The sequence below is a fragment of the Brytella acorum genome, assembly GCF_029309905.1.
GTDB classification, from domain to species: Bacteria; Pseudomonadota; Alphaproteobacteria; order Acetobacterales; family Acetobacteraceae; genus Brytella; species Brytella acorum.
In genome coordinates this window covers 113911-139575 of sequence record NZ_JARBJP010000003.1, presented here as the reverse complement: position 1 = coordinate 139575, position 25665 = coordinate 113911, and the positions used below count along the sequence as shown (strand labels likewise).

Sequence of the window (25665 nt, the reverse complement as noted above, 5' to 3'; positions counted from 1 at the left end):
CCGTTTACACCCTGCCCGGGCCGAGCCGGGGCTGGTACAGCCAGCGCCCGGTTATTTGTCGTGGGGCGTTATGGTGCCTATGACCAGTCCGGGCGTCAGTATCTGTGGCAACACCACTGCCGCGCCATGTGCGGGCACAAACAGGTAGAATGGCACGCCATCGCGCCCATGTTTGCGCAAAAACGCGGTTATGGCGGGGTTGCGCTGTGTCCAGTCCCCCCGGAGCGTTATTACGCCATAGCGTGCCATGGCTGCCTGTGTCGCCTGTGTGTTGAGCGCCATGCGCTCATTGACAAGGCAGGTGATGCACCATGCCGCCGTCATGTCCACAAACACGGGTTTGCCCGCATTGTGCAGGGCGCGCAGTCGCTCCTCGGAAAAAGCCTCCGTGCCGGAGGGGAGGGCTGAAAGGCCCGGACCCGAGGCGGAGGGCGGGTTGGCGCCAGCCTGCGGCGCCTGCTCTAGCAGGGCGGGCAGCAGCGCCATGGCCGCCAAAAGCCCCAGCAGGGCCACGCCATACAGGGCCGTGCAGTCCCGGTCATGGCCCGCATGGAGCTGGCGCCTTTGGGTAATGCCGTAAACCCATGCCGCAAAGGCCAGGAACACCATGCCCGATGATACAAGCAAAACCGTTGTGGCCCCACCCTCCACCGCTGCGACCCACAGCAGCCACACGCAGGTGCCCAGTAACGGAAAAGCCAGAAACTGGCGCAGGTAGTCCATCCATGCGCCGGGGCGGGGCAGGCTTTTGGCCAGCGCGGGGCAAAAGGCCAGCAGCACGTAAGGGGCGGCAAGCCCGATGCCAAGTGCTGCGAAAATGACCAGTCCGGTTGCCGGGGGACCGGCCAGCGCCCCGGCAATGGCCACCCCCATGAACGGCGCGGTGCAGGGCGAGGCCACGGCCACGGCCAGCAGCCCGGTCAGCAGGTCATGCACCAGCCCGTGCCGGGGGGAGGAGGATAGGGCGAAGGCGGGCGGCAGGAAGACAAACACCCCCAGCAGGTTAAGCGCCATGGCGAAGATCAGCCATGTGATCATGCCCACGAACATCGTGGACTGGAACTGGAACCCCCAGCCAGTGGCGGCCCCGCCCAGGCGCAGCGCCATGACCAGCGCGCCAAGGGCGGTAAAGCCCAGAATAACCCCTGCGGCATAGCTGATGGCGCTTTGCTTTTGGTGCAGGCGCTCACTCTGGCCCATGCGGGCGACGGCCAGCGCCTTCATGGCCAGAATGGGAAAAACACAGGGCATCAGGTTCAGCACCAGCCCACCCAGGAACCCCAGTACAACAAGGCGGAACAGGCCAGACGCACTTTCCCCCCCGCCATGGGGCGGCCCCGGCACGCCATTGCCGAGCGCTGCCAGATGGCCCGCCATCGGCTGCTCCCCTGCCGGATAGTCCCCTGCCGGGTCTGGGCTGGTCGCCCCCATGGCGGTTCCCGTTGCGGTCCCCGCTGTGGTCCCTCCTGTGGCGGTTCCAGCGGCGGCTTCGGCAGCGGTCCCGGAGGTGGTTCCTGTGTTGGGCTCGGTGGCAGGCCGGGCCGATGGCGCAATGGAGGGCTCACTGGCCATTGGGGGGGGCAGCGGGGTGGCCCGCACGCTCAGCGCGCGCTCCGTCCCATCGGGGGCCTTGAGCACCAGAATACCCGACAACGGCTTTGCAGGCGTAAAGTCAGCCGTGGGGTCAAGGCGCAGGGCAAGGCCCTCGGGGCCAAAGAGCAGGGCTTGCGGTGCGGCTTCCCCAATCCGCCCGCGCTCTTGCGGCATGAACCAGGCTTGCGCGACGGACTGGCGGTTCAACTCCCTGCCCTGAGCGCCAAGTACCCCTGTGGGGCTGATGCTCACCGGGTAGGGCGAGGGCACGGGCGTATGCTGCTCCGCCTGTGTAAACAGCCCCACCTGCGCGGACGGGCGAGGCGCGCCCACGGGCAGGGTAAGCGTGAATGTTCCTTCCTCGGGAATACAGCTCTGTGCGCACACCAGCCAGTTGGCGTGGGCGCTAAGGGTTGTCAGCCCTTGCGCGCCCAGGCCGTCGGGCGTTTGCCCCGGCTGGGCCGCCGGTGGACGTCCCGCTGAAGGTTCCACAGGGCGCACCATTGGGAGCACCACTGGCAGCACCACATCGCCCGTATAGGCATAGGACATCAGGGAGGCGTCCCTGATCCGCTGCGGCGTGGGCCAGACAATGGTTTGCGCCTCGCCCCTTAACGCGCCCGTTGCGGTTATGCGCAGGGTCGCGGGGTCTCCCGCATCACCGGGGTTGAGCCAGTATGTGTGCCAGCCGGGCTTGAGCCGCAGGCGCAGGGCCACATGGAGGGACGAGCCGGGGCTGGCGGTATCGGACGCGCTTATCAGGCTGGCCGTGCTGTGCGCGCTGATGGCGGGCGCGCTTTCCGCCCCCCAGGCGGCAGCAAGGGGAGGGAGCCCCGCGCACGCCAGCAGCCCTGCCAGCCCCTTGCCCAGCGCGCCCTGCCATCTCCTGCCCGCGCGGGCGCGGGTGGGGTGAGCTTTCTGGCTAGGTTGGCGCGAGGGAAAAGGGAGAGGGCCGCTCATGAGCGTCAGGCTTTCAACACGGTAGGGGCGGACACACCCAGCATACGCGCAGCCGACGGATGGGGGAACAGGGCAGGCGGTTTCCTAGATGTTTAGTCCCGGGTTTTGATGGTGCATTATTTTCACGAGAGTGGAAGGATGCGCTATGGGCCAGGTTCACCACGGATGCGCCACGACGACAACGGCAGTCCGTCGAGCGATACAGCATAGTCAAGAGAGCCTGAGAGCTCTGGCGGAACGCCACGGGGTCAACCCGAAGACAGTCGCCAAATCGAAGGGACGGCCCGATACAGCGGATCGACGCACTGGCCCGAAGGCTCCTCTTTCGACGGTCCTGTCGATCGAGGAGGAGGGCATCGTCGTGGCGTTCCGCCGCCATACATTATTGCCCCTGGACGACTGCCTTTACGCGCTACAGGCGACGATCCCGCATCTGACGCGCTCTTCATTGCATCGTTGTCTTCAGCGCCATGGAATCAGCCGTCTGCCCGACACCAAGGGCGACAAGCCCAGGCGCTCGAAGTTCAAGACTTATCCGGTCGGCTATTTTCATATCGACATCGCCGAAGTCCGCACCGCAATGGGGCGTCTCATCATCCTGAAAACAGCCGACTTGTATGGCCAGGCTTCCGAGCACCGCGCCGAAACAGAATTTTAAGCTCCCGGGAGCCTACATCACGCGTCTCGACATTGATTAGATGCTATAATGTGAATACTCTCATTAGGTGAACTAATTAATTGACGCGCGAATTAGACTGTTCGAGAGCTTATCCGCCCAAATAATGAGATTCAGCGTCGCGGTCTGTCGACGGTTACCCTGATTAGGACCGGGAGGTGAAATTCAATAAATGTCATATTGGTCGCGATATGTGCTCGCACGTCGTGGGCTTCGATCATTCACGATGCACTCTGTGCGATCGTCTATCCATCCTGTGACGGCTTCCTGCACGACATCGTATTCATGGCTGTTGCAGATTGCATCGGCTTTGAGTTTACAAGAATAGAAAGCAGACCAGTCATTGAATGGTGATTAGACAGTCTCTCCCGATGTCTTTCTTTACGGGTGGCTCTCCTTGTCGGACGACGCCTTGTCATCCCCAATGAGATTGCACGCGGCCACCGGCCGGCGATGATTCGCGTCCCCGTTAATGCAAAGCTCAAACGTATCGTGGCGCACCTGCTGCCCTGCTTTCGTCTTGAGGAAAAACGGAGCGAGTTGTTCAGCGCAATGGCCGCCGTCGCGAACATCCATATAATGCCCTGACCGGATCAAAGGTGAAGCTGGGGCGATGGGAGGAATATCTTGCCATGCGGCAGGGCATCCTGAAACTGAATGCGACCTATCGTTCGCGGCTTTCCAATGATCTGGGTGGCTGCCTGTCGGTGTTGCCTGGGTTCACGACGGAAACGCAGGGAGCGGAATCCGTGCGTCTGATCGATGTTCTGTGGCTTGATCGGGAAAGCCACAGGGTTGTCGCAGCCTTCGAGGTTGAGCATTCAACGACCATCTATTCCGGCATCGTGCGGATGCTGGATCTTGCTCGCGGGTCAGAGGCGCAGGCTTTGGAGGGACTGCTCCTTGTCGCGCCGGATAAGCGGGAAGCCGATGTACGGGAACAACTGTGGCGGCCGGCTTTCAGTAGGATTGCTGACCTGAAAGTCCGGTATCTGCCTTACGGGCGCTTGAGAAGGATCGTAAGGCCATTGAGCGCTTTGGGCAGGGTATAAAACCAATTCAAGCTATATCCCATCTGGCGACTCCTGCATGAAAATCTATGCTCCTGTAATGAACGGGTCTTCGCTTCGTGTGGGTTCCTGTCGCGGATAGGCATACCTTCCGAACGAAATAGGCAATCTGCTTTCACCGAAGTCTCAGGGCATTGAGCCGCAGTGCGTTTGTCACGACGGCCAGGGAGGACAGGGCCATCGCGCCTCCCGCGAACATGGGCGACAGCGTAAGGCCAAAGACAGGATACAGTACGCCTGCGGCAAGTGGGATGCCGATCCCATTGAACAGGAAAGAAAATGCCAGATTCTGCCGGATGTTGCGCATCGTCGCCTGTGCCAGGCGGCGGGCGCGTACCAATCCGGCGAGGCTGCCTTGTGCCAGTGTCATCCCGGCGCTTTCGATTGCGACATCGGTGCCTGTGCCCATGGCGATTCCGATATCGGCGGTGGCCAGGGCCGGCGCGTCGTTGACTCCGTCGCCCGCCATGGCGACACGGGCTCCCTTCTGTTGCATGTCACGAATGATCGCGGCCTTGTCCTCAGGCTTGAGGTCGGCATGTACCTCGTCGATTCCCGCCTGCCGGGCGACGACTTCCGCAGTCCGGGCATTGTCGCCCGTCAGCATCACGATCCGCATGCCGGCTGCGTGCAGTGCCGCGATGGTCTCCTTCGCGTCGGTCTTCAGCGGATCGGCCACGACCAGCAGCCCAGCGGCCTGTCCGTCGACGCCGACGAACATGACGCCCGCGCCCTCCGCCCGGTGGGAATCCGCGACAGGGATCAATGCCGACGCATCGATGCCCTGCTGCCGCATCTGGGCTTGGTTTCCGACGACGACGGCATGGCCGTCGACGGTGCCGGTCACGCCCAGGCCGGTCTGAGACGCGAAATCCCCGACCGGCGCGGCCTGAAGGCCCTGCGCCGTCATCGCGGCGACCAGTGCCTGGGCCAGCGGATGCTCAGATTGTGTTTCCAGTGATGCCGCCAGCCGCAGGACGACGTTGGAATCCCATGCACCTGATGTTTCGGTCGCGATCAGCCGGGGCTTGCCTTCGGTTACGGTGCCGGTCTTGTCGATCACCAGCGTATCGACCGTATCCAGCGCCTGCAGGGCTTCGGCGTTGCGAACCAGCACGCCGGCCCGCGCCCCGCGCCCCATGCCCACCATGATCGACATCGGAGTGGCCAGGCCCAGCGCGCACGGGCAGGCGATCACCAGGACCGCAATGGCGTTCAGCAGTGCGTGTCCGAAGCGCGGTTGCGGACCGACCAGAAGCCAGACGACGAAGGTCAGAAGGGACACAAGCACGACCAGCGGCACGAACCAGCCGGAGACCCGGTCCGCCACCGCCTGGATCGGTGCGCGCGTACGCTGGGCAGCCGCCACCATGCTGACGATCCGGGCCAGCATCGTGTCCGAGCCAACGGCCTCGGCTGTCATCAGCAGGCTGCCGGTGCCGTTGATGGTTCCACCCGTCACCTTGTCACCCGGTCCCTTGGCGACAGGTGCTGGCTCTCCTGTCAGCATGGCTTCGTCCACGCTGGAGCGCCCGTCCATGACGGTGCCGTCCACCGGGATGCTTTCCCCCGGCCGGATGCGGAGCCGATTGCCGGGCACGATCTGGGCCAGCGGTACGTCGTCCTCCCGATCCAGCGCGCCGACCCGGTGTGCGATTTTCGGTGCGAGATCCAGCAGCGCGCGAATGGCGCGACTGGTACGGGCGCGGGCGCGCAGTTCCAGGACTTGCCCGGCCAACACCAGGGCCACGATAACACCGGCGGCTTCGTAATAGACCGGGACCGACCCGTCATGCATGCGGAAGGCAGCAGGGAACAGGCCAGGGGCCACTGTCGCGGCGATGCTATAGAGAAAGCCTGCGCCGACGCCCAGCATAATCAACGTAAACATGTTCAGATGCCGGGTGCGGAGCGACATCCAGCCGCGTTCGAGGAACGGCCAGCCGGCCCACAGCACGATTGGCGCCGTGAGCGCCAACTGAATCCAGTTCGTCAGGCCGCCATCGAGAAATGCCAGCCCTCCCATATCCGCCGCCATGGCGATGATAACGAGCGGGACCGCCAATATGCTCGCCCCCCACAGGCGCTTGCTGAAATCCACGAGTTCCGGGTTAGGCGTGTCGGCGTCGGATGGCTCCTCCGGTTCCAGCGTCATGCCGCAGATGGGGCAGGAGCCGGGGTGATCCTGTCGGATCTGAGGGTGCATCGGGCAGGTCCAGATCACCCCGACCCGTTTGGGCTGAGACTTGATGGGCGTCGTGTCCGCCTTGTGCAGGTAATGACAGGGGTCGGCTTCGAACTTTGTCTGACAGTGCGCGCTGCAGAAATACCAGGTCTGGCCATCATGGTCGGCATGATGCGTCGCCGTCGCGGGGTCGACTGTCATGCCACACACGGGATCCTTGACCGGGCGCGTCTTAACTCCGGTCGCTGCCGGGGTGGGACCCTCTCCATGGAGATGGGACGCGCAAGCTGCTGTATTGTCGTTCGTCATGAGGTCCCCTTGTTTGTGGCCGCCACGCGGCGCCAGACATGCCATAATCGCTTGCGCTCCATGGTATGCCCCTGTAGGGTATAGTGCAATGAGGCAGTCACGGGTAAAGATTTCGCAGGGCCTGAAACGGGTCGAAGGTCAGGTGCGTGGCATCCAGAAAATGGTGGACGAAGACCGCTATTGCGTGGATGTTCTGCTTCAGCTTCGGGCCGCCAAGGCGGCGTTGCATCGGCTCGAGGGGCTTGTTCTGCGCGAACATATCGCGGGCTGCGTCGTGGAGGCGATCGAATCCGGCGATCCGGTGGAACGTCAGGAAAAGATCGGGGAACTGATCGAAACGGTCAGCAAGATGACGGGGTAGATGTGCAAGAAATCGGCGCGACACGGTTGGGACGGTTGCTGGCCTGCCTGCTTCTGCAGGTGGGACTGATGCTGGCGTCCGTCATGCCGGGTCATGCCGCCACGTTGCCCTCTACAGTTGCTTTGGTTACCCAACCGATGGTTGACATGCCAGGGATGCAGATGCCATCCCATACGGATGCGACGACCGCACATTGCAATCATGAACCGTGCCACGACCATCATCCATGTCATCATTGCGGCGATTGCTGCGCCCAGGGTGCCTGCGTCGCCAATTGGCTGATGCCGCCCTCCGTGACCAGGGCGTTTGATTACTCAGGTGTTACGGCACCTTTCGGCCTGTCTCGTTCGGATCGCATCGTCGGTCATGGGTTCGCGCCGGCCCTGCCACCGCCCAGAGAGATGGCCTGATTCTGTTCTGACAGTCTCAGGGCTGGTCATGGACCTATGACCGGCTCCGCCTTCTCTCTTTTGCGGACTATTATTCATGTCAATACGATCCCTTGCGGGACGGAGCGCGATCACGCGCCGCCGTTTCGTCGTCGGGACGGGCCTGTGGGGAGCGGCGCTGGCCCTCCCGCAGGGCAGCGCGAGCGCCTACGCTTCGGTCTATACACCGGCGTCGGGGCGGCCCGACCCGCTGCCTGGTACCCGTTTCGACCTTACGATCGGTTCTGTACCGATCAATATCACCGGTGCGCGCATGCACGCGGTGGGTGTGAACGGCTCCACGCCCGCGCCGATCCTGCGCTGGCGTCAGGATGACACGGTCGAACTGAACGTCACCAACCGGTTGGATGAGCCCAGTTCGATCCACTGGCACGGCCTCCGGGTGCCGGCCCACATGGATGGCGTGCCCGGTCTGAGCTTTGGCGGGATCGCGCCGGGTGACACGTTCACCTATCGCTTCCCGCTGCATCAGAGCGGCACTTACTGGTATCACAGCCATTCCGGCTTCCAGGAGCAGACGGGCCTGTATGGGGCTCTGATCATCGACCCGAGAGACGGTTACGCGCAGCATTTCGACCGCGATTATGTGATGGTATTGTCCGACTGGACCGACGTCGATCCCGAGGACATCGTCTCAAATCTCAAATTCCAGAGCGATTACTACAATTTCCGCCAGCGTACGGTGGGCACGTTCTTCCGTGACGCGCATCGGCAAGGGCTGGGTGCGACGATCCGGGATCGCCTGCAATGGGGTGCCATGAACATGGCACCGACCGACATTCTGGATGTGTCGGGCATCATCTACACCTACCTGATCAACGGCCAGTCTCCCGGGGCAAACTGGACTGGCCTGTTCCGACCGGGCGAGCGCATACGCCTGCGCTTCATCAATGCGTCGGCGATGACGCTGTTCGACGTGCGGGTTCCCGGCCTGACGATGACCGTCGTTCAGGCCGACGGCAATGACGTGGAGCCCATCCCTGTCGATGAATTCCGCATCGGACCTGCAGAAACCTACGATGTGATTGTCGAGCCCACCGCCGATGGACCGTACACGGTCTTTGCGCAGGCCGAGGATCGCACCGGATACGCGCGCGGCACACTCGCCACCCGTCCGGGCCTTGCCGGGCCGGTTCCCCCCATGGACCCGCGCCCGCTGCGCACCATGACCGACATGGGCATGGGGAATATGGACATGAAGGGCGGCATGGCAGGCATGGAGATGGGGAGTCCGCCGGGGAAGCCCGGTGATGCCCCTGCCAGCGGCGGCATGGACATGGATCACATGGATATGAAGCAGGCCAACAGGCCCGGAGCCGCCGCGATGGATATGCCGGGCACGGCGGCTGCGCCGCGGCATAAAACAGAGCTGAAGCCCGGCGTCGCGGTGCAGAGTGTCGCCATGATGCCGATCAACCGGCTGGCGGAGCCGGGCGACGGGCTGGAGAATAATGGTCGCCGCGTTCTGACCTATGCCGATCTGCGGGCCACGATCCCGGGCGCGGACCCACGCCCGCCGTCGCGCGAGATCACCCTGCACCTGACCGGCAGCATGGAACGCTTCATCTGGGGATTTGACGGCAAGAAGTTCTCGGAAGCGGAACCGATTCGTCTGACTTTGGGCGAGCGGGTGCGCTTCGTCCTGATCAACGACACGATGATGGAGCACCCAATCCATCTGCATGGATTGTGGAGCGAACTGGAAAATGGGCAGGGTGACTGCCGACCCTACAAGCACACGATTACCGTCAAGCCGGGTGAGCGGCTGAGTTACCTGGTCACGGCGGACGAACCCGGGCTGTGGGCGTATCACTGCCACCTGCTCTACCACATGGAGGTGGGCATGTTCCGCACGGTGGTGGTGTCGTGATCCGGGGTCTGATAGGTGGCACGGTCCTTGCCGCTGGACTGGCTACCGCGGTACCTGGCACGGGACGCGCCCAGTCAGTCCCGGCACGCCAGAGCGAAGGAACCCAGGAAGCGCAGACCGCCTCGGCTCCCGCGCCCGTGGTCTATGTCAACGGCATCCAGCCGGTCATGGACCATAACATCTATGTGCATGCGCTGCTCGACCAGTTCGAGGCGCGCTTTGGTGCCGATGGCGGGCAGTTCCGTTACGATGGGCAGGCTTGGTTCGGCACCGACTACGACAAGCTCTGGCTGAAATCCGAAGGCACGGTCGGCACAAACGGCAAGTTCGGTGATGGAGATCATGAGGCCCTCTATGATCGTGCCATCTCCCGGTATTTCGATGTCCAGACTGGCGTGCGTCTCGATATTGACAACGGCCCCACACGGGCCTGGGGCGCGATCGGGGTCGAGGGACTGGCGCTATATTTCTTCAATGTGGAGGCCACGGCCTATTTCAGTGACCGAGGCGCTGCGGGGCGTCTGCAAGGTTCCTACGACATTCTGCTGACCAATCGCCTGATCCTCCAACCCCAGGTAGAGATGAACTTCTATTCCGCGTCCGATCGTGCGCGCGGGGTCGGAACCGGGCTGTCCGATATCGATACGGGATTGCGGCTTCGCTACGAATGGCATCGGAAATTCGCGCCTTATATCGGCGTGAGTTACTCCGGCACGTTCGGTCAGGCCGCCGACATGGCGCGTTCAAGGAATGAGCGTGTCCATGACCTGAATTTCACCTTCGGGATCAGGACGTGGTTCTGACTATTCCTGCCCGATGTGAAATCGTCGCGGGGCGCATTGTGCGCCTTCGCATCCGATAACCAATGATGAGGAAAAGACCAATGCTGACCATTAATTTCAGATCATCGGCCCTTCTGGTAGCACTCCTGGCCACGGTCTCAGTTGCGCATGCCCAGACACCGGTTCCGGCACCAGCCCAGCCGCAGGGCCAGGATATGTCCGGAATGCAGGGTATGTCAGGCATGTCAGGAATGGACCACGACAAGATGAAAATGGACGGCATGCCCGGATCCGGCATGAAGGGGGCAGAGAAAGGCATGAAAATGAAAGGAAAGATGGGGGGATGTATGAAGATGAAGGGCATGGCCATGCCGAACGGTCAGGCAATGGCACCATCGGATAAAAAGATGAAAATGGGCTGCGGCGACATGGGCGACGGCATGAAAATGCCGATGGGCCCGCAGAGCATGCCCGACGCGGTTCATCAGCGCTGATCGGTTCCTGATGGAGCGGGGCGGCGTCATAAGCGTCGCCCCTGGACATGCCCAGGGAGGCACGCATGAAAAGATTAGCCTGGAGTCTCGCCGGCATTCTGCTGGTCGGGATCGGCGCGGGAACGGCCGTCGTTTTCGGTGGTCTGTATGATGTAGGCGCCACCTCGCCGCATTGGCGGCTGACCTATCGTGTTCTGGAAACGGCACGCTTCCATTCAATCCGGCATCACGCCGAGGGCATTACCACACCTGTCGATCTTGAGACGCAGGCACGGCTCGTCGGCGGTGCATCGCATTTTTCGACGCATTGCGCCTCCTGTCATTCCGCGCCGGGCGTCGAGGCCGAGGATATGGCGGAGGGGATGTATCCGAAGCCGCCGGTTTTGAATGATGTGGCGCAACGCTATACGCAAGGCGAACTGTTCTGGATCCTCAAGCATGGCATCAAGATGTCGGGCATGCCGTCCTGGGCGGATCATGGTGATGATGATCTCTGGAACATTGTCGCGTTTCTCAAAAAGCTTCCGGGAATGAACAGTTCCGACTACCAGGCGCTGGTCGCCCAGGCAGGAGCAGCTGGCGGACATCATATGCATCACGACATGGATATGCCGATGCCCCGACAATAGATGCCGCTGGGATAATTGATCGAGATCAAGGAAAATATGCCATACCCCTGTAGGGTAATAACCCGTGCCCTGACGACATCCGGAAAGCGGGCCGGTATGGGCTTTGCCGAGGATGATGGCGTGTTGGAGAAACCATGAGGCGTGTCTTTTTGAGCGTGAGTGTCGTGATCATGACGCTGCTCGTCAGCATGTCCGAGGGATTCGCTCAGGCACCGGGTGAGTCTCCCGCCGTTCCGGCCATGTCCAGCGGCACTATGACGGGGCCTACGACAGGCAGCCCGCCACCTTCGCTGGCGCTGCGGCGGGATCAGCCGGAAGACGATGGGCCGATGGCAGCGCCCCGGGATGCCGGTCATGGCGCCGAGTCGTCCGGCGGAATGGAGACGACCACCGCTCGACCCGACTCAAGTATGTCCGACATGGACGGCATGATGTCGATGGGTGGTGACGAGCATGCAAGCCATCACCCTGGCATGGGCGCGGCGGGGAACCCCGGTGCGCCACCATCCGGGCCGGCGGTGCAGGGCGATATGATGAGCCGCATGCTGCCTCAGGCTGGGCAGGCATTGAGTGCGGTTCCCGGAGCAGACAAGGCCGACGCGGGTTGTTGCGGAGCGCGCGGTCGCACGCCGCTTTATACTTTCATGATGACGCATCCGAAGCTGACCGACGCCGAACGTCAGATGCTGGCCGATATTGCGGCACAGAGGCTTCAGGACGGTCTTCGCGAAGTCGGCGCCGCATCGGTCGATGCCGCTCAGTCCCTGTCGTGGGAGACGATGCGTCGATCCAGCCAGCATCTCCATGAAGGCGTTGCGTTGCTCGATAGCGGAATGGCCGCGCGCGCGGCCGCGACCGGCCTCGTGAATCCTCAAATGGTGGCATTCAACTGGTTCACGGCACAGATGGGTCTGCCGACAGTCGCGGCGAGCCAGCAGAACGGCCTGTTTTTCGGATTGACGCCGGCCCACCTGGTGTTCATGACGATCCTGATCCTGGTATCGATCGCTCTGCTGATCTTGCAGGTCCTGCGGTTGCATCGCGTGCAAGAGATTCTCAGGACCACCACGGCATTCGCACCGAAACCAACGGTCCCGCCCACGCCACCATCGTCGACCGGCGGCGGTCCAACACCTCCTGTTCCGCCGCCTCCCCCTGTACCGGGACCAGGCGGTGGAACGGCCACTCCGATCGTCGGCGCACCTCGACACGGCCTCTGGCGTGGCGGTCTGAAAGTGGCCCGGATCATTCGGGAGACACCGGCGATCGTGACGTTCTATCTAGTTCCGGCCGATGGGGGGCGGATTCCCTTTGACTTCAAACCCGGCCAGTTCGTGCAACTCACCATCGAGCCGACGTCTGGCAAGCCCGCGAGCCGGTCCTATACGATCGCATCGTCGCCGGGGCAGGTCGAACATCTCGAACTAACGATCAAACGCGAGGAACATGGGTTGGTCTCGCGCTACCTGCACGACACGGTCAAAGAGGGTGATCTTTTAAAGATCGCGGGTCCATCGGGTATGTTCACCTTTACGGGTGACGAGGCAGACTCGATCGTCCTGCTGTCCGGCGGCGTAGGCATCACACCGATGATGGCGGTCCTGAGATACCTGACCGATATCGTCTGGCCTGGCGAGATCTACTTCGTCTATTCCGCTCATGCCAGCATCGACTATGTGTTTCGCCAGGAAATCGAGTGGCTGGAACGTCGCAATGACAAACTGCACGTTATTGCCACCATGCGGCGGTCGCCGGGGACAGAGTGGTCGGGGCCGGAAGGGCGCATCACGAAGGAACTGCTTCAGCAATCGGTGCCAGATCTCACAAACCGGCGTATCCATGTCTGCGGCCCACCCGGGATGATGGCAAGCATGAGAGCGTTATTGACGGATCTCGCTGTGCCGGAAGCCAATGTTCATAGCGAGGCATTCGGACCAGCCGCGATGAAGGCCGAACCTGCGGTCGGGCCTGTGGCGGCCCCCTCATCCCCGGCCGTTACGCCTGCCGCAACGACCATTACGTTTTCCACTTCAGGGAAATCGGCTCCGTTGCAACTGGATGAAACGGTTCTCGACGCGGCTGATGCGGCAGGTGTCAATATTCCATCCTCCTGTCGATCCGGTATCTGCGGCATGTGTACGACTCACCTGCAGCAAGGTGAGGTGACGATGGCGGTCGAGGATGGGCTCGATCCGGCTGACAAGGCCAAGGGTTTCATCCTGGCCTGTCAGGCGAAGACCACGGGTGGTCCGCTGGTCGTGGAGGCGTGATGCAGGAGCGCAGCGAAATCATTGTCGGCGCCCTGGTCGTCCTGCTGGTGCTGTTCCCGCTGGGCTTTCTGGTGCATGTCGCGCCACGCTTTCCTGGGAGTCTGGCTGGCAGCCTGATTGGCATTTGCGCCGCCATCCTGATGCTGGTGCCGCTGATTTACGTAGCGGGCAAACGCATTCCCGTCGTGCATCGTTATTTCGCGCCGCGTGTCGAGAGCCGAACCCTTCTGTCGGTGCATATCTATGCTGGCGTCCTTGCACCCATTTTGGGCCTGATCCACGCCGCCCATAAATTCGATAGCCCGATGGGGATCTCGCTAACCGGCATCATGCTCGTCCTCGCTATTAGTGGCTATGTCGGGCGCTACATGTTGATCCAGATCGGGCGCGGATTGCGCGGTCGCACCCAGGAACTGGCCCAACTGCGCACGTCTCTGGCAGATGCCGGGGTGGCGCATCTGATGCCCGAGACGCCGGATGTGCCCCATAATATCGTCCAGCGCCTTTTTCTGACCTCGGCCTATCCCGGTACGCGGGGTACATCGGATCGCGAGGCCACGATTGCCTCGGCGCTGGCCGATGTTGAGTATGCGGTCAGGTCGGAGAGGGTGGCGAACGCACTGTTCGGGCGTTGGCGCAAGATTCACGTCATCCTTGTGGTCATCCTCTATTTTCTGCTGATTCTGCATATCTGGTCAGGCCTGTATTACGGGCTGAGGTGGCTATGAAGCCCGCTGTCATACTCTATACGGTCTTTGCGCTTGCGGCTCTGATCGTCGGACTGGTTGTGCCCCTTGCCGTGCATCGTTCCGGCAGTAACGCAGTTCCTGGTTGGGAAGGGTTGGTGAATCCCGGACCGATCTCGAAAGCGCACCAGTTTATCGCGGGCCAGTGCGAGACATGTCACAGGCCTTTCACAGGTGTGGTGACCAATAACTGCGTGACCTGTCATTCTCTGGCGTCGTTCGCCGACAAGCAATCCACCCGGTTTCATGTCGCGGCGACGCAATGTACGTCCTGTCATGTGGAGCACGGTGAGCGGCCACATATGACCGTGATGGATCATAGTGCATTGACGAGGGCGGATTTCTGGTCAGACACCGTTGCGCAACTTCGCTCGGCCGGGCTGGTTGGAGCGTCGCCGATTCCGGGAAGCGCTGCGGCTATTCCGACTGATCATCGACTTGACCGTGATGCCGTTCTCCATCTGAATTGCGCAAGCTGTCACTCCAACGTGGATCCTCATCGCGCCCGCTTTGGTCCTGATTGCGCGAGTTGTCACTCCACCAAGACATGGCTGATCGCCGCGTTCGAACATCCCGCCGATCAGATATCGACGGATTGCAACGCCTGTCACAAGGCGCCGCCCAGCCATTACATGATGCATTTCAAAATGATTTCGCAGCACGTCGCGCATCAGGATGCCCCGGTGGAGCATTGCTATGCCTGCCATACCACCGATGCATGGAACAATATTCGAGGGTATGGATGGTATAAGCACCATTAAATCTTACGAAATTTGCGTCAGAATATCGCCATTTAACGCGCGTGTGTGATGATGAAATCACTAGAAGCGGCGACATTGCCCAAAAAAGATATTGTAAATCAGAAAATATATCGAACGTTACGTATGATTATTTCGCACGTCGTAAACCTTTGAAGAAAGCAGTTGGCTTACTCTGGCCCGAATAGGGTTATTTCCAGGTTACGGCTAGATAGAAAAATTGACATTTCTTCAAAAAAATCTATAATTATTAGGACACTCCTAGAAGGGTTCAGGCTTTACTATATGCTTACCATTGATGATGGCGGAGGAACGTTATGATCGCATACTTGAGGAATTCGTTTAAAATAACGACGTGTATCTCTTTGATCGCTTTGCTTTCTGCATGTGGCACGACGACAGATCGTCGACTCACTGAGGACGAACAAAGTTGCCGGAGCATGGGGCATACTCCGGGAACGGCTGAGTTCAAGAACTGTCTGGCGGATTTAAATGCCAGAAGGTGTGCCACTTCCCGGCAAAAGGGGTGGGGCGAACATCACGATGCATCGCTGGACTGCACAAGATTGCCCTGAATACGCCGTTTATTATGTTGTGAAACATCGTTTGTGTATATCATTATATAATTAATAGGTGTCATGATGTCGCGATCCGGCTTGAGTCAGAAGCGCCGAATGGTGAGGCGTCGTTTTTGTTTGAGACATTCGGTAGCTTTTTCTGTGGATTACGGGTGGTCTAACATATTCTGTCGACGGTGCGGTTCATGTTGGTGTTCTGACTCGGATACAGATCGGACATCGCATCTTTTGTGATGTATACTGCGAGTCCACATGTCCAGTTTCGGGGAGCAGATAACACAGGCTGGACGACCGACAAGAGGACGGTTAGCGACTTAATCGGCCTCGGGTTTTTCATGAAAAGTCAGAGGGTGGGAGTGATTTCATGACGGATTCAGGGGTGGGAGAGAGGCTTCCGCCCGTCCGTCACGGAGTGTTCCGCCATGGCGAGCGCCATCCAGAAAATCGCTCTCAATGCGTCCCGTGATATCCCTTTCAACAAACTGGTGCTGTCGCAGTCCAATGTGCGGCGTGTGAAGGCCGGCCTGTCGATCGAGGAACTGGCCCGCGACATCGAACGTCGCGGGCTGCTCCAGAGCCTCAACGTACGCCCTGTTCTGAACGATGATGGGACGGAGACAGGTTCCTACGAGGTGCCGGCTGGCGGCCGTCGCTTCCGCGCGCTCGAACTGCTGGTCAAGCAGAAGAAACTGGCCAAGACTGCCCCGGTGCCCTGTGTCGTGCGCGAGGCCGGATCGGCCATTCTCGCCGAGGATGATTCCCTGGCCGAGAACGTGCAGCGCGTGGCGCTGCATCCGCTGGACCAGTTTCGTGCCTTTCGGGACATGCTGGAGAAGGGCATGTCCGAGGACGAGATCGCCGCCGCGTTCTTCGTCGTGCCCACCGTGGTCAAACAGCGCCTGCGCCTGATGACCGTGTCCGACAAACTGCTCGAGATTTACGAGCAGGACGGCATGAAGCTCGATCAGCTCATGGCGTTTTCCATCAGTGATGACCATGCCCGTCAGGAGCAGGTCTGGGAGATTATCGCCCAGAGCCATAACCGCGAGCCCTATCTGATCCGCCGCATGCTGACGGAAAAAACCGTGCGCGCATCGGATCGCCGCGTGCGCTTCGTCGGGCTGGATGCCTATCTCGCTGCCGGTGGCCATGTCATGCGTGACCTGTTCGAGGCCGATGACGGCGGCTGGCTGCAGGATCCGACCCTCCTCGACCGGCTGGTGATGGACAAATTGGCTGGGGCGGCCGATGACATCCGCGCCGAAGGCTGGAAGTGGGTCGAGACGGCGCTGTCCTTCCCGTGGGGACACACGCGGGGCTTCGCGAGGATTGAAGGCTCGCCGGTTGTGCTCTCGGAAGAAGAAGCCGCCCGTCTAACCGCTCTGCACAGCGAGCAGGAAGCCATCGAGGCGGAATACGCACAGGCCGATGAGTTCCCCGACGACGTCGATACCCGGCTGGGGGAGATCGAACAGGCTATTGAGGCGCTGGAAGAACGCCCTGTGTCCTTCGATCCGGCGGAGGTGGTCCGGGCAGGGGCCTTTATCAGCCTGGATACTGATGCCACGCTGCTGGTCGAACGGGGCTTCGTCCGCCCTGAAGATGTGCCGGCGGAGCCCGAGGACGGCCCGGATACACCCGAGGGTGATGATGACGCGGTCGTCCATCACGGCGCGGGTGATGACGTCGAAGGAACTGGGACGGAAGGCGCCCCCGGCACCGAGCCCGAAGAGGAAGATGGGCTGAAGCCGCTGCCCGACCGCCTGCTGACAGAGTTGACGGCCTGGCGCACGCTGGCCCTGCGTGACGCGTTCGCCGGCAATCCGCACATCGCGTTGACCGAACTGCTCCACACGCTGGTGCGCGATCTCTACTGGCAGGTGTCGGGCGCGGATTGCCTGGAAGCCTATGTCCGGGAAATCCCGCTGCGGGTGCATTCGCCAGACATGCCGGGCAGTGTTCCCGCTCATGAACTTCGCCAGCGCAACGAGGGCTGGAAGCATGATCTTCCCGATGACGAGGATGCACTCTGGCAGTGGCTCGACGGGTTGGATGATACCAGTCGCCTGGCCCTACTGGCGCATTGCCTGTCTTTTGGCGTCAACGCGCTGCATGAATCGTCCCATGGTCCGTCTCTGGCACGTAGCGTCAGGGAGCGCCTGGCGCGAGCCGGCCGGCTGGCGACAGTGCTCCAACTCAATCCGGCCGAAGCGGGATGGCAGCCGACGGTGGAGAACTATCTCGGCCGTGTCACCAAGGCGCGTATCCTCGAAGCCGTACGCGAAGCACGCGGCGATGAGGCAGCGGCCCGCATTGCGCATCTCAAGAAAATGGACATGGCCAGTGAGGCCGAGCAGTTGCTGGACGGCTCCGGCTGGCTGCCCGAAGCATTGCGAACTGCTGGTTTGACCGACGGTCATCAGAAACAGGTCGCTGTTATCCCCATCGAAACCGCCACGAATATCGCGGCCGAATGACGGGCGCCTCGTAATTCATGACTCCGAACCTAATCGGCCCTGGCTTCGGTCAGGGCCGTCCTGCTGATCCAGGAGAAACAGGACATGACCAATCCAGGAAATACGCCTGAACGGGCCGATACCTTCACCGCCTTTTCCGAGCATTATGAGGCCTATCGGAAACGGCAACAGGAATTTGGAGCAGTCAATCGCAAAGCACTGTTTGATTGCCTTGATGCTGCTGGGATCGAAACAGCGGTGGTCACCTTCGATGGTTGCGGAGATAGCGGCCAGATCGAAGATATGGCGGTCACTCCGGAAACCGATAATACGGTTCTGGAAAACTGCATGCCTTACATCTCTGTCGACTGGCAATGTGCCACGTCGAAAACTGATGATTGCAGCGTCAAGGATGTCATTGAGAACGTCTGCTACGACCTGCTTTCCGAAGCGCACGGTGGTTGGGAAAACAATGATGGTGCGTATGGCGAGTTTACCTTTGACGTCGCGGGACGGTCCATCGCCCTGGAGTATAACGAGCGTTACACCGCCGTCGAAAACTACGGCCATGAATGGACGGAGGAAGGGCACCATGGCGCATAGTTATCATCATGCCCTCTCCTCTGTGCGGAAATGGGGCGGTACGGTAGAGGATTACCTGCCGTTGCATACATGGTTCGATGAATCGAAACTGATCACGGCGGACTTCCGGCACCGGGCGCTGCGACACCATGCGGAAGGCATCTTCCTTGCCGAAAAACTGTTCGGTGTCACACTCACGCTTTCGACCGGGCGGGCAGTGCCGACCCGGCTGATCGGCGAACAGCACGTCCGGGAAGATTTCGGGTTTATCCCGAGCTTTGCGGACTGGGTGAAGGAAATCCGACCCTGTCCATGGATGGGACGCGCCAGGCCTCTCGATGTAGAGCATGAAACACCGCACAGTATGAGCTGATGCGGGATTTCGAGAAAGCGGCTTCCGTTATCCGGAAGCCGCTTTTTTCGTGCCGGTCCGGCCGGGAAGGAGTGAGAGGGCGGCTTCGCCTCTGATGCCGAATATCCGGCAAGAGAGGAGAGTCCCCATGTCCGCTTCCATTCTGTCTTCCGCCCGCACGGGCTTCCGGATTGATCCCTCCCGTGGCGAACGCAGCGCCCGCGTATCGTCCGAATGGTTCTCGCGCCCCGATGACGAACGCTATCTGTCGCTGTCCGACCTGCATGCTGCCACGCTGGCGCGGGCAGACCGGGCCACGGCCCGCACGGTGGAAAGCCGCGCCATCCGCGTCGAGGCCTCGCGCGACAATGTCGAGCGTCTGACCCTGACCGTGCCAGGACAGCATGAGCCGATCGCGCCGACGCATTGGTCCTTCGGCCAGATGTGCAGCCTGGTCAGCGCGCCGTCCTCCTATCTGCGCGACCTGCCGGCACCGCTGGCGGCGATCAATCTCCAGCACGGGCTGCTGTCGCACCGCGCCGAACTGGTGAAAACGCTGGAGACCGAAGACGGACGGGTAGAACTGCGCGCCGTGACCGGTCCGGATTATGGCCGCATCTGGGATCACGAATTGGTCGGGGCGGTGCGCAAGATCGCGGGTGACGGCACAGGCGATACCAACTGGAAGGTGCCGGGCGTCATCGACTGGGCCACCATGACCCATAATCCCTACGTCGATATCACCAAGGAAACTACGACGCTGTATGCGTCAGACAGGGACGTGTTCCTGTTCCTCGTGGATGATACGCATCCCATCGAGGCCGGACGCCTGCCCAATGGCGATCCCGATCTCTATTTCCGGGGTTTCTACGCCTGGAATTCGGAAGTCGGCAGCAAGAGCCTAGGCATTGCGTCATTCTATCTGCGCGGGGTGTGTCAAAACAGGATGTTGTGGGGCGTGGAAAATTTCGAACAGATCACCATCCGGCATAGTAAGTTCGCGGCCTCGCGCTTCGTGCATCAGGCGACACCAGCACTACGGAATTTCGCCACTGCCAGCCCGGCCTCGTTCGTCTCCGGCATTCAGGCCTCGCGTCGGGCGCTGGTCGCGAAAACAGATGAAGACCGCGAAAGTTTCCTGCGTCGTCGCGGGTTCTCGAAACCGGAAACCGCAAAGATCATCGAAACCGTGCTGCACGAGGAAGGCCGCAAGCCCGAGAGTGTGTTCGATTTCGTGCAGGGGATTACGGCGCTGGCGCGGACAAAGGCCAACCAGGACACGCGGCTGGATCTGGAAGAGAAGGCCCGCAGGCTGATGGAGCGTGCTTCCTGAAAGCCGCTTTTCTGTCTTTCCGTAAAGACGTTTTTACGAGCCCGGCCACTGCGCCGGGCTTTTTCGTTTCGGGAGTCATTCCGATGGCTGATTTCTTCACGCATTTCTCGTGCGTTCTCGATGTGGGTACGGTGGAAAACGCTGCCAAGGCGCTCGATCTCTACAATGAATTCATGGACGAACTGGCGGCGGAAGACCCGCCATCTGATGGGTTCCGGCTTTCTGTAGAACCGGAATATGGTGGCACCAAGCTTTGGATGCGCGATGAGGTGACTGGCGATCCGCATCAGGTCGTGGAATTCGTGCTACGCTGTGCGCGGGCCTTCCGGCTTCGGGGCCGATGGGGATTCCAGTGGGCCAATAGCTGTTCACGTCCCCGGATCGGCGCCTTCAGCGGCGGTGCGCATCTGCTTGACCTTGGCAGGCGCAAAACGATTTCATGGATGACCACCGATCGCTGGCTGGCGATCGCCCTGGACGGAGGCAATCCCGACACAGGAGGGCAGGGCGATGACCTTGCATGATGCAGGCGATCTCGCCCGTCGTCTGGCGGAGAACGCGGAGGCGGTGTGCCGGCAGTATCTGTCCGCCGGTCGCCGTCACGGCAATTACTGGCTGGTCGGTGACGTGCGCAATACGCCCGGCCGGTCGCTGTTCGTCCGGCTCCACGACACCGCCAACGGCAGGGCGGGAAAATGGACGGACGCTCAGTCGGGTGAGCATGGCGACCTGCTCGACGTGATCCGCGAAAGCCTCGGCCTGGTGGATTTCCGCGACGTGGCCGACGAGGCACGCGCCTTCCTCAGCCTGCCGCATCCTGACCCAGTGCCGCCGTCACAGGACCGACCTGCCCGTGAGCGTGCTTCCGCCAGTTCTTCCGAAGCGGCACGACGGCTCTGGGCCATGTCCGGGCCGATCATAGGCACATCCGTAGACGCGTATCTCCGTAGACGCGACATTACGCTTTTGCACGGAACCGAAGCCCTGCGCTTCCATCCGCGTTGCTTTTACCGCCCGGACGAGGACGGTCTGACCGAGACCTGGCCCGCCATGATCGCCGCTGTCACCGACCTCGACGGCACTCTGACCGGTGTGCATCGCACCTGGCTGGCGGCGGACGGCCGTGGCAAGGCACCGGTCGACCATCCGCGCCGTGCCTTGGGCGGGCTGCTCGGTCATGCCGTGCGCTTCGGGGTGGCATCCGACGTGCTCGCCGCCGGGGAAGGCATCGAGACGGTGCTTTCGCTGCGGCAGGTTCTGCCCGATCTGCCATTGGCCGCCTGCCTGTCTTCGGCACATCTCGCTGCCCTGATCTTTCCGCCGCTGCTACGCCGTCTCTACGTCCTGCGCGACGACGATCCGGCCGGGGATCAGGCGCTGGCGACGCTGCACGCCCGCGCGGGTGACGCCGGGATCGAACTGATCGGCCTGTCGCCACGGCTGGGCGATTTCAATGATGATCTCCGTGCGCTGGGACGCGGCGCGCTGCGGGCGATCCTGCATCCGCAACTCGCGCCAGCGGACGTGGCACGCTTTCTGGAGGCCGCCGATACCTGAGCGGGCCGGAAAGAGGAGTGGGGGGGCCGTCTTCTGTCGGCGGGCCTGTCCTGCCTCCCGTCCGGCAGGTCCGCGCCCCGGCCTTTCAAGTGGGGAGCGGGCGTCAGCCGGGCCGGGCCTTCAATGGCGGGGACGGCTATTTTCCGTCGCGCCCCTTTGGGGGCGCTTTACATCGCGAGGCAAAATAGCCGTCCCCCTGCCATCCTTCGCTGCGCTGCGGCCGCGCGCCAGCGCGCGGTTCCGGCCCGTCCCTGGTCTGCCGCTGTCCGCCCCCGGAAAGGCCGCGAAGGGCGCAGCCGGAGACCTGGGAGGACAGCCTCATGACCCGCATGACCGACGATTTCGAACCGCCGCACGCCGCTTCATCCACCGCGCATGTGCTGACCGAACTCCAGATGTATGGCTACCGTCCCTTCGCGGACGAGCCGGACCCCAGGCCGCTACCCGAAGCGCAGCGCATCGGGGGTGCTGTGGCCGACATCTTCGACGCCATCGCTGCGACGCTGACCGACACACGGCTGGAAGCCGATCTCGAAGCATTGCTCTGGTCCACCGTGAACATCTTCCACCGCATGGTCGGCCAGGTTGAGCGTGAGCTTGACCGCAACGAGCAGGCGCAGAAACGGAGCCAGCAGGAACAGGATGGCAGCGAGATCCGCTCGGTGGAACTGGAGCGGCTGATCGCCGAAGGGCTGACCCTGATCGAGCGCCGCAACGCCTACGAGATCTTCCGCGACGAGGCGCAGGAGCAGTTCGAGCGCCTGACCCTGAGCGCGTGGCGTCCGAAGGCCGGCTCGCTGGTGTCACGTCGCACCATGACGGCCTCCATGATCGACAGCCGCGATTTCCTCAACGCCCGACGCCGCGCCGAGGGCGAGTTGCTGGTCCCGCCCGGCCCCAAGGTGGTCGTGACCGGGGGCCTGGACTTCGACGACCATATCCTGATCTGGGACCGGCTGGATAAGGTGCGGGCCAAGCATCCCGACATGGTGCTGCTCCACGGTGGCTCGCCCAAAGGTGCTGAGTTCATTGCCTCACGTTGGGCCGATCACCGCGATATCGTGCAGATCGCCTTCAAGCCGGACTGGACCAGGCATGCCAAGGCGGCGCCCTTCCGTCGTAACGATGCGCTGCTCGACACTATGCCGATCGGCGTCATCGTCTTCCCCGGTTCAGGCATCCAGGAAAATCTGGCCGACAAGGCAAAGCGGCTCGGTATCCCGGTCCTGCGGTTCGGAGGCGGCGCGTGAGCGCTCTCTCCTTCCCCGCAAGCCAGCGTCTCAGGCAAGAACCTCAAGACCGTGCTTCTGAATGACGCTCAACAGCTTGAGCGCCATCCCGCTCGGCCGTTTGGCGCCGCTCTCCCACTTCTCGACCGTGCTTTCGCTCGTGTTCAGATACCGCGCGAAGACCGGCTGGCTGACATTGTTCGCCTCGCGGAGACGCTTGATCTCGATCGGCTCGATCGCAGGGGGCACCACCAGATGGCGCGTGTCAAAATCACGCATCGTCGCCTTGTCGAGCGCGCCGACCTTGTGCAGCATTACCGCCCCGGAATGAATGGCCTCGGAAATGTCGCTCCGGAAGCTATTTTTTCTCTTCATCGCCATGGCATATCTCCGTCAGGTCTCGATCCTTCAAAAGCCGTTCGACCTGTTCCCCGGTCAGCACGGCATAGGCTTTGGCGAGGGTCCGGAAGTCTTCCAGTTCATCGCTATCGATATTGTCCCGGTCCTTCTTCGCGAACAGATAGGCGTAGATCCAGTATCGACCGCCTTTCGCAAGAATAATGCTGCGATGCAGGTTCTTGTTCAGGCGCTTCTTGAAGACACCACCACCCAGATCGACGGCCTGACCCTTCATGACCTCCCGGATCGCTTTGCAGAGTTCATCGTCTTTGATGCGAGCTTTCCGGGCCGCCCTGGCGAACCAGGCGGTCTTGAATGCCCGCTGGGATGGCTCGGCATTGGTCATGACCTCCTATGTAGCACCAGGTGCTATGGATCGCAAGGTTCTTCGCAACGCCACCGGATCACGGGGGAAGGCAATAACGCTCGACCTGATTGACCGCAACGTCCGCATACCAGCGATAGATTTCGATGATATCGTCACCGGCGGGACGTAAGCCGCGCGGATTTTCGTTCCGGTCACCGTATCATCTGCGCTATAATGCGGGTTGCGCCGTGGTGGTGGTGGCAGGCGCGACCGTCCGACATTGTCGGTTGCACGGAGACCGCCGCCATGTTCATCCTTGCTCCCTTCCTGCTCGTCGCCGGCATTGGCTTCCTGTGCTGGTTGTTCTTTACCGTGGCAGTCTTCGCCCTGCCCTGCGCCATGGGTCTGATGGCCGGGTTCTGGGCGTATGGTGCGGGTGCTGGTGTTGTCGGCGGGATCATCGTCGGTTTCGTCGCGGGCGCTGCAACCTTCGTTATTGGCCAAATCGCCTTCGCCTTGGTGCCGTGGATGTGGCTCAAGCTGCTGATCGTCCTGCTCTATACGGTGCCCGCCATTATCATGGGCTACAGCACGACACATGGGATCGCCCAGATGCTGATGCCGTCTCCGGCGTGGCAGCTCTTTTTCTCCATCATCGGCGCGATCGCGGTGGGCGTCACCGCTTTCATCCGCTTTACAACCGTGGCCCCACCCGGACCGTCCGGCGGCAATATCGCGCGGGTCTGACACCGCTCTGGCAACCGGCGAGGCAGGACAGGATCGGGGGCTTTCGCATCTGGCCGCCTCGCTGTCAGGAGGGTATGGCAGGAGCGATCGATGAGGCCCTGATTGCAGCATATTGGCTGAAGGTGCTCTTTCCCTGGAGCGTGGACGTCCAGCGCTTCCTGTCAGCATCGGCCGGTGGAATCCCGGAAGGCAGGGCGTGTCCGTGCGAAACGCAGTCCCGGAACGGGGCGTGTGCAGGGTCGGAAGCAGGGCATGACGATGCCTTCCCCTTCCTGGCCGACACTTGCGTGGGGCGCGGGTGGCCATAGTCTCCGTGATGTGTGCTCTGTCGGGCCGCGCACGCATGCCGCCTCTCAAGATGGCTGATCTAGCCGAAGGTCGGCTGCGCCTCGATCGGCCATGGCGCAACAGCGGTCCATAATTTTCTTCCCCTGACGGCTGCGCCGTCATTCCTCGCGAAACAAGAAAATTCCGTCCCGCCGTCCTCCGCTGCGCTTCGGTCCCTACGGGATGCGCCGCCGCTCGCCTCCGTCTGTCCGATCGCCATCGAGGCCGCAATGGTGCGGGCTCGGTAACAGAGATCACGGAGCAGTATCATGGCTACCATCGGCACCTTCAAGAAAGTCGGCAACGGATATAACGGCGAGATCGTCACCCTCTCGCTCCAGACCCCCAACGTCCGCATCGCCCCCGAGACCACGCGCCTGAACGAAAATGCCCCCAGCCACCGCGTCTTCGTCGGCCGGGTCGAGATCGGAGCGGCCTGGTCCCGGCGCTCCAACGAGGGGCGCGACTATCTGAGCCTCAAGCTCGACGATCCGAGCTTCAACGCCCCGATCTTCGCCAACCTCTTCGATGACGAGGACGGCGAGGGCTACAGCCTGATCTGGTCCCGCCCCAACGGCCGCCGCAACGGCGACTGAGGTGCCAGCGATCCCCCGCCCGGCCGGTCCGGGTGGGGCCTTCGCATGAC

At 61.7% G+C, this 25665-nt stretch carries 23 protein-coding genes and 2 pseudogenes; 20 read left to right on the top strand and 5 right to left on the bottom strand.

All coding sequences use genetic code 11. The features are described 5' to 3' along the window. Window positions 1–51 precede the first annotated feature (51 nt). Window positions 52–2553, bottom strand: coding sequence for a protein-disulfide reductase DsbD family protein (locus tag PWM43_RS07125; RefSeq protein ID WP_026200118.1), 2502 nt, complete (start codon window positions 2551–2553; stop codon window positions 52–54). A 145-nt stretch (window positions 2554–2698) separates the two neighbouring features. Between PWM43_RS07125 and PWM43_RS07120 the strand changes: the two are divergent. Continuing rightward, window positions 2699–3166 (top strand): annotated as a pseudogene (locus tag PWM43_RS07120) (IS481 family transposase); the annotation flags it as partial. Window positions 3167–3610: 444 nt separating this feature from the next. Here PWM43_RS07120 and PWM43_RS07115 read toward each other — a convergent pair. Beyond that, window positions 3611–3805: a hypothetical protein gene (locus PWM43_RS07115; protein ID WP_018308145.1), complete on the bottom strand. Its 195-nt coding sequence runs from the start codon at window positions 3803–3805 to the stop codon at window positions 3611–3613. Between PWM43_RS07115 and PWM43_RS07110 the strand changes: the two are divergent. Continuing rightward, window positions 3805–4322, top strand: a pseudogene (locus PWM43_RS07110) (type II restriction endonuclease); the annotation flags it as partial. The gene PWM43_RS07115 and the pseudogene PWM43_RS07110 overlap by 1 nt on opposite strands. A 92-nt stretch (window positions 4323–4414) precedes the next feature. Here the strand turns inward: PWM43_RS07110 and PWM43_RS07105 are convergent. Beyond that, window positions 4415–6838 (bottom strand): heavy metal translocating P-type ATPase, encoded by a 2424-nt coding sequence (locus PWM43_RS07105; protein WP_289841815.1) that lies wholly within the window; start codon window positions 6836–6838, stop codon window positions 4415–4417. 43 nt (window positions 6839–6881) lie between these two features. Between PWM43_RS07105 and PWM43_RS07100 the strand changes: the two genes are divergently transcribed. The 16 genes from PWM43_RS07100 (at window position 6882) to PWM43_RS07025 (ending at window position 23260) form a co-directional block, all read left to right on the top strand. After that, window positions 6882–7154 (top strand): metal-sensitive transcriptional regulator, encoded by a 273-nt coding sequence (locus tag PWM43_RS07100; protein ID WP_007284529.1) that lies wholly within the window; start codon window positions 6882–6884, stop codon window positions 7152–7154. Window positions 7155–7189: 35 nt separating this feature from the next. Further along, window positions 7190–7564 carry a hypothetical protein gene (locus PWM43_RS07095; protein WP_317134984.1) on the top strand — a complete coding sequence of 125 codons (375 nt, stop codon included), beginning with the start codon at window positions 7190–7192 and terminating at the stop codon, window positions 7562–7564. Between the two features lie 76 nt (window positions 7565–7640). Beyond that, window positions 7641–9473, top strand: coding sequence for a copper resistance system multicopper oxidase (locus PWM43_RS07090; protein ID WP_042056440.1), 1833 nt, complete (start codon window positions 7641–7643; stop codon window positions 9471–9473). Beyond that, on the top strand, window positions 9470–10276 hold the full coding sequence (locus PWM43_RS07085; RefSeq protein WP_023979778.1) for a copper resistance protein B: 807 nt from the start codon (window positions 9470–9472) through the stop codon (window positions 10274–10276). The genes PWM43_RS07090 and PWM43_RS07085 overlap by 4 nt, the downstream gene beginning before the upstream one ends. An 80-nt stretch (window positions 10277–10356) precedes the next feature. Next, window positions 10357–10749, top strand: a complete 393-nt coding sequence (locus tag PWM43_RS07080) for a hypothetical protein (RefSeq protein ID WP_018308139.1) — start codon at window positions 10357–10359, stop codon at window positions 10747–10749. A gap of 65 nt (window positions 10750–10814) precedes the next feature. Further along, window positions 10815–11378 carry a c-type cytochrome gene (locus PWM43_RS07075; RefSeq protein WP_023979779.1) on the top strand — a complete coding sequence of 188 codons (564 nt, stop codon included), beginning with the start codon at window positions 10815–10817 and terminating at the stop codon, window positions 11376–11378. A gap of 134 nt (window positions 11379–11512) precedes the next feature. Continuing rightward, window positions 11513–13648: a 2Fe-2S iron-sulfur cluster-binding protein gene (locus tag PWM43_RS07070; RefSeq protein ID WP_023979780.1), complete on the top strand. Its 2136-nt coding sequence runs from the start codon at window positions 11513–11515 to the stop codon at window positions 13646–13648. Further along, window positions 13648–14376 (top strand): hypothetical protein, encoded by a 729-nt coding sequence (locus PWM43_RS07065; RefSeq protein ID WP_010668179.1) that lies wholly within the window; start codon window positions 13648–13650, stop codon window positions 14374–14376. Before PWM43_RS07070 ends, PWM43_RS07065 begins: the two co-directional genes overlap by 1 nt. Continuing rightward, on the top strand, window positions 14373–15155 hold the full coding sequence (locus PWM43_RS07060; protein WP_010668178.1) for a hypothetical protein: 783 nt from the start codon (window positions 14373–14375) through the stop codon (window positions 15153–15155). Before PWM43_RS07065 ends, PWM43_RS07060 begins: the two co-directional genes overlap by 4 nt. A 997-nt stretch (window positions 15156–16152) precedes the next feature. After that, entirely contained in the window at window positions 16153–18207 is a 2055-nt protein-coding gene (locus PWM43_RS07055) for a ParB/RepB/Spo0J family partition protein (RefSeq protein WP_018308134.1), read from the top strand. An 84-nt stretch (window positions 18208–18291) separates the two neighbouring features. Continuing rightward, a complete protein-coding gene (locus PWM43_RS07050; RefSeq protein ID WP_010669160.1) occupies window positions 18292–18789 on the top strand; it encodes a DUF6878 family protein in 498 nt (165 codons plus the stop codon). Then, complete coding sequence (locus PWM43_RS07045) at window positions 18779–19141, top strand: DUF6915 family protein (protein ID WP_010669161.1); 363 nt, start codon at window positions 18779–18781, stop codon at window positions 19139–19141. The genes PWM43_RS07050 and PWM43_RS07045 overlap by 11 nt, the downstream gene beginning before the upstream one ends. 127 nt (window positions 19142–19268) lie before the next feature. Further along, the gene (locus tag PWM43_RS07040) at window positions 19269–20453 is read left to right on the top strand and encodes a hypothetical protein (RefSeq protein WP_018308133.1); all 1185 of its coding nucleotides are present in this window, start codon (window positions 19269–19271) and stop codon (window positions 20451–20453) included. 83 nt (window positions 20454–20536) lie between these two features. Then, entirely contained in the window at window positions 20537–20977 is a 441-nt protein-coding gene (locus PWM43_RS07035; protein WP_018308132.1) for a hypothetical protein, read from the top strand. Next, the gene (locus tag PWM43_RS07030; protein WP_010517764.1) at window positions 20964–22010 is read left to right on the top strand and encodes a DUF7146 domain-containing protein; all 1047 of its coding nucleotides are present in this window, start codon (window positions 20964–20966) and stop codon (window positions 22008–22010) included. Before PWM43_RS07035 ends, PWM43_RS07030 begins: the two co-directional genes overlap by 14 nt. A 320-nt stretch (window positions 22011–22330) precedes the next feature. Next, window positions 22331–23260, top strand: a complete 930-nt coding sequence (locus PWM43_RS07025) for a DUF2493 domain-containing protein (RefSeq protein ID WP_010517762.1) — start codon at window positions 22331–22333, stop codon at window positions 23258–23260. Window positions 23261–23290: 30 nt separating this feature from the next. Here the strand turns inward: PWM43_RS07025 and PWM43_RS07020 are convergent, their stop codons facing one another. Together PWM43_RS07020 and PWM43_RS07015 are read right to left on the bottom strand one after the other, a co-directional pair. Then, a complete protein-coding gene (locus PWM43_RS07020; protein WP_010517760.1) occupies window positions 23291–23614 on the bottom strand; it encodes a helix-turn-helix domain-containing protein in 324 nt (107 codons plus the stop codon). Continuing rightward, window positions 23598–23984 carry a type II toxin-antitoxin system RelE/ParE family toxin gene (locus PWM43_RS07015; protein WP_010517758.1) on the bottom strand — a complete coding sequence of 129 codons (387 nt, stop codon included), beginning with the start codon at window positions 23982–23984 and terminating at the stop codon, window positions 23598–23600. Before PWM43_RS07015 ends, PWM43_RS07020 begins: the two co-directional genes overlap by 17 nt. 267 nt (window positions 23985–24251) lie before the next feature. On the opposite strand from PWM43_RS07015, the gene PWM43_RS07010 reads away from it, so the two are divergent. Together PWM43_RS07010 and PWM43_RS07005 are read left to right on the top strand one after the other, a co-directional pair. Further along, window positions 24252–24692 (top strand): hypothetical protein, encoded by a 441-nt coding sequence (locus PWM43_RS07010; protein WP_023979781.1) that lies wholly within the window; start codon window positions 24252–24254, stop codon window positions 24690–24692. A gap of 596 nt (window positions 24693–25288) precedes the next feature. Then, window positions 25289–25615, top strand: coding sequence for a DUF736 domain-containing protein (locus PWM43_RS07005; RefSeq protein ID WP_018308129.1), 327 nt, complete (start codon window positions 25289–25291; stop codon window positions 25613–25615). The last annotated feature ends 50 nt before the right edge of the window (window positions 25616–25665 follow it).

Bases quoted from the DNA above. Each gene is read 5' to 3' on its own strand.
- PWM43_RS07125 (WP_026200118.1), bottom strand. From the start codon at position 2,553: ATGAGCGGCCCTCTCCCTTTTCCCTCGCGCCAACCTAGCCAGAAAGCT.
- PWM43_RS07115 (WP_018308145.1), bottom strand. From the start codon at position 3,805: ATGGATGTTCGCGACGGCGGCCATTGCGCTGAACAACTCGCTCCGTTT.
- PWM43_RS07105 (WP_289841815.1), bottom strand. From the start codon at position 6,838: ATGGCATGTCTGGCGCCGCGTGGCGGCCACAAACAAGGGGACCTCATG.
- PWM43_RS07100 (WP_007284529.1), top strand. From the start codon at position 6,882: ATGAGGCAGTCACGGGTAAAGATTTCGCAGGGCCTGAAACGGGTCGAA.
- PWM43_RS07090 (WP_042056440.1), top strand. From the start codon at position 7,641: ATGTCAATACGATCCCTTGCGGGACGGAGCGCGATCACGCGCCGCCGT.
- PWM43_RS07080 (WP_018308139.1), top strand. From the start codon at position 10,357: ATGCTGACCATTAATTTCAGATCATCGGCCCTTCTGGTAGCACTCCTG.
- PWM43_RS07075 (WP_023979779.1), top strand. From the start codon at position 10,815: ATGAAAAGATTAGCCTGGAGTCTCGCCGGCATTCTGCTGGTCGGGATC.
- PWM43_RS07070 (WP_023979780.1), top strand. From the start codon at position 11,513: ATGAGGCGTGTCTTTTTGAGCGTGAGTGTCGTGATCATGACGCTGCTC.
- PWM43_RS07065 (WP_010668179.1), top strand. From the start codon at position 13,648: ATGCAGGAGCGCAGCGAAATCATTGTCGGCGCCCTGGTCGTCCTGCTG.
- PWM43_RS07060 (WP_010668178.1), top strand. From the start codon at position 14,373: ATGAAGCCCGCTGTCATACTCTATACGGTCTTTGCGCTTGCGGCTCTG.
- PWM43_RS07055 (WP_018308134.1), top strand. From the start codon at position 16,153: ATGGCGAGCGCCATCCAGAAAATCGCTCTCAATGCGTCCCGTGATATC.
- PWM43_RS07050 (WP_010669160.1), top strand. From the start codon at position 18,292: ATGACCAATCCAGGAAATACGCCTGAACGGGCCGATACCTTCACCGCC.
- PWM43_RS07045 (WP_010669161.1), top strand. From the start codon at position 18,779: ATGGCGCATAGTTATCATCATGCCCTCTCCTCTGTGCGGAAATGGGGC.
- PWM43_RS07040 (WP_018308133.1), top strand. From the start codon at position 19,269: ATGTCCGCTTCCATTCTGTCTTCCGCCCGCACGGGCTTCCGGATTGAT.
- PWM43_RS07035 (WP_018308132.1), top strand. From the start codon at position 20,537: ATGGCTGATTTCTTCACGCATTTCTCGTGCGTTCTCGATGTGGGTACG.
- PWM43_RS07030 (WP_010517764.1), top strand. From the start codon at position 20,964: ATGACCTTGCATGATGCAGGCGATCTCGCCCGTCGTCTGGCGGAGAAC.
- PWM43_RS07025 (WP_010517762.1), top strand. From the start codon at position 22,331: ATGACCCGCATGACCGACGATTTCGAACCGCCGCACGCCGCTTCATCC.
- PWM43_RS07020 (WP_010517760.1), bottom strand. From the start codon at position 23,614: ATGAAGAGAAAAAATAGCTTCCGGAGCGACATTTCCGAGGCCATTCAT.
- PWM43_RS07015 (WP_010517758.1), bottom strand. From the start codon at position 23,984: ATGACCAATGCCGAGCCATCCCAGCGGGCATTCAAGACCGCCTGGTTC.
- PWM43_RS07010 (WP_023979781.1), top strand. From the start codon at position 24,252: ATGTTCATCCTTGCTCCCTTCCTGCTCGTCGCCGGCATTGGCTTCCTG.
- PWM43_RS07005 (WP_018308129.1), top strand. From the start codon at position 25,289: ATGGCTACCATCGGCACCTTCAAGAAAGTCGGCAACGGATATAACGGC.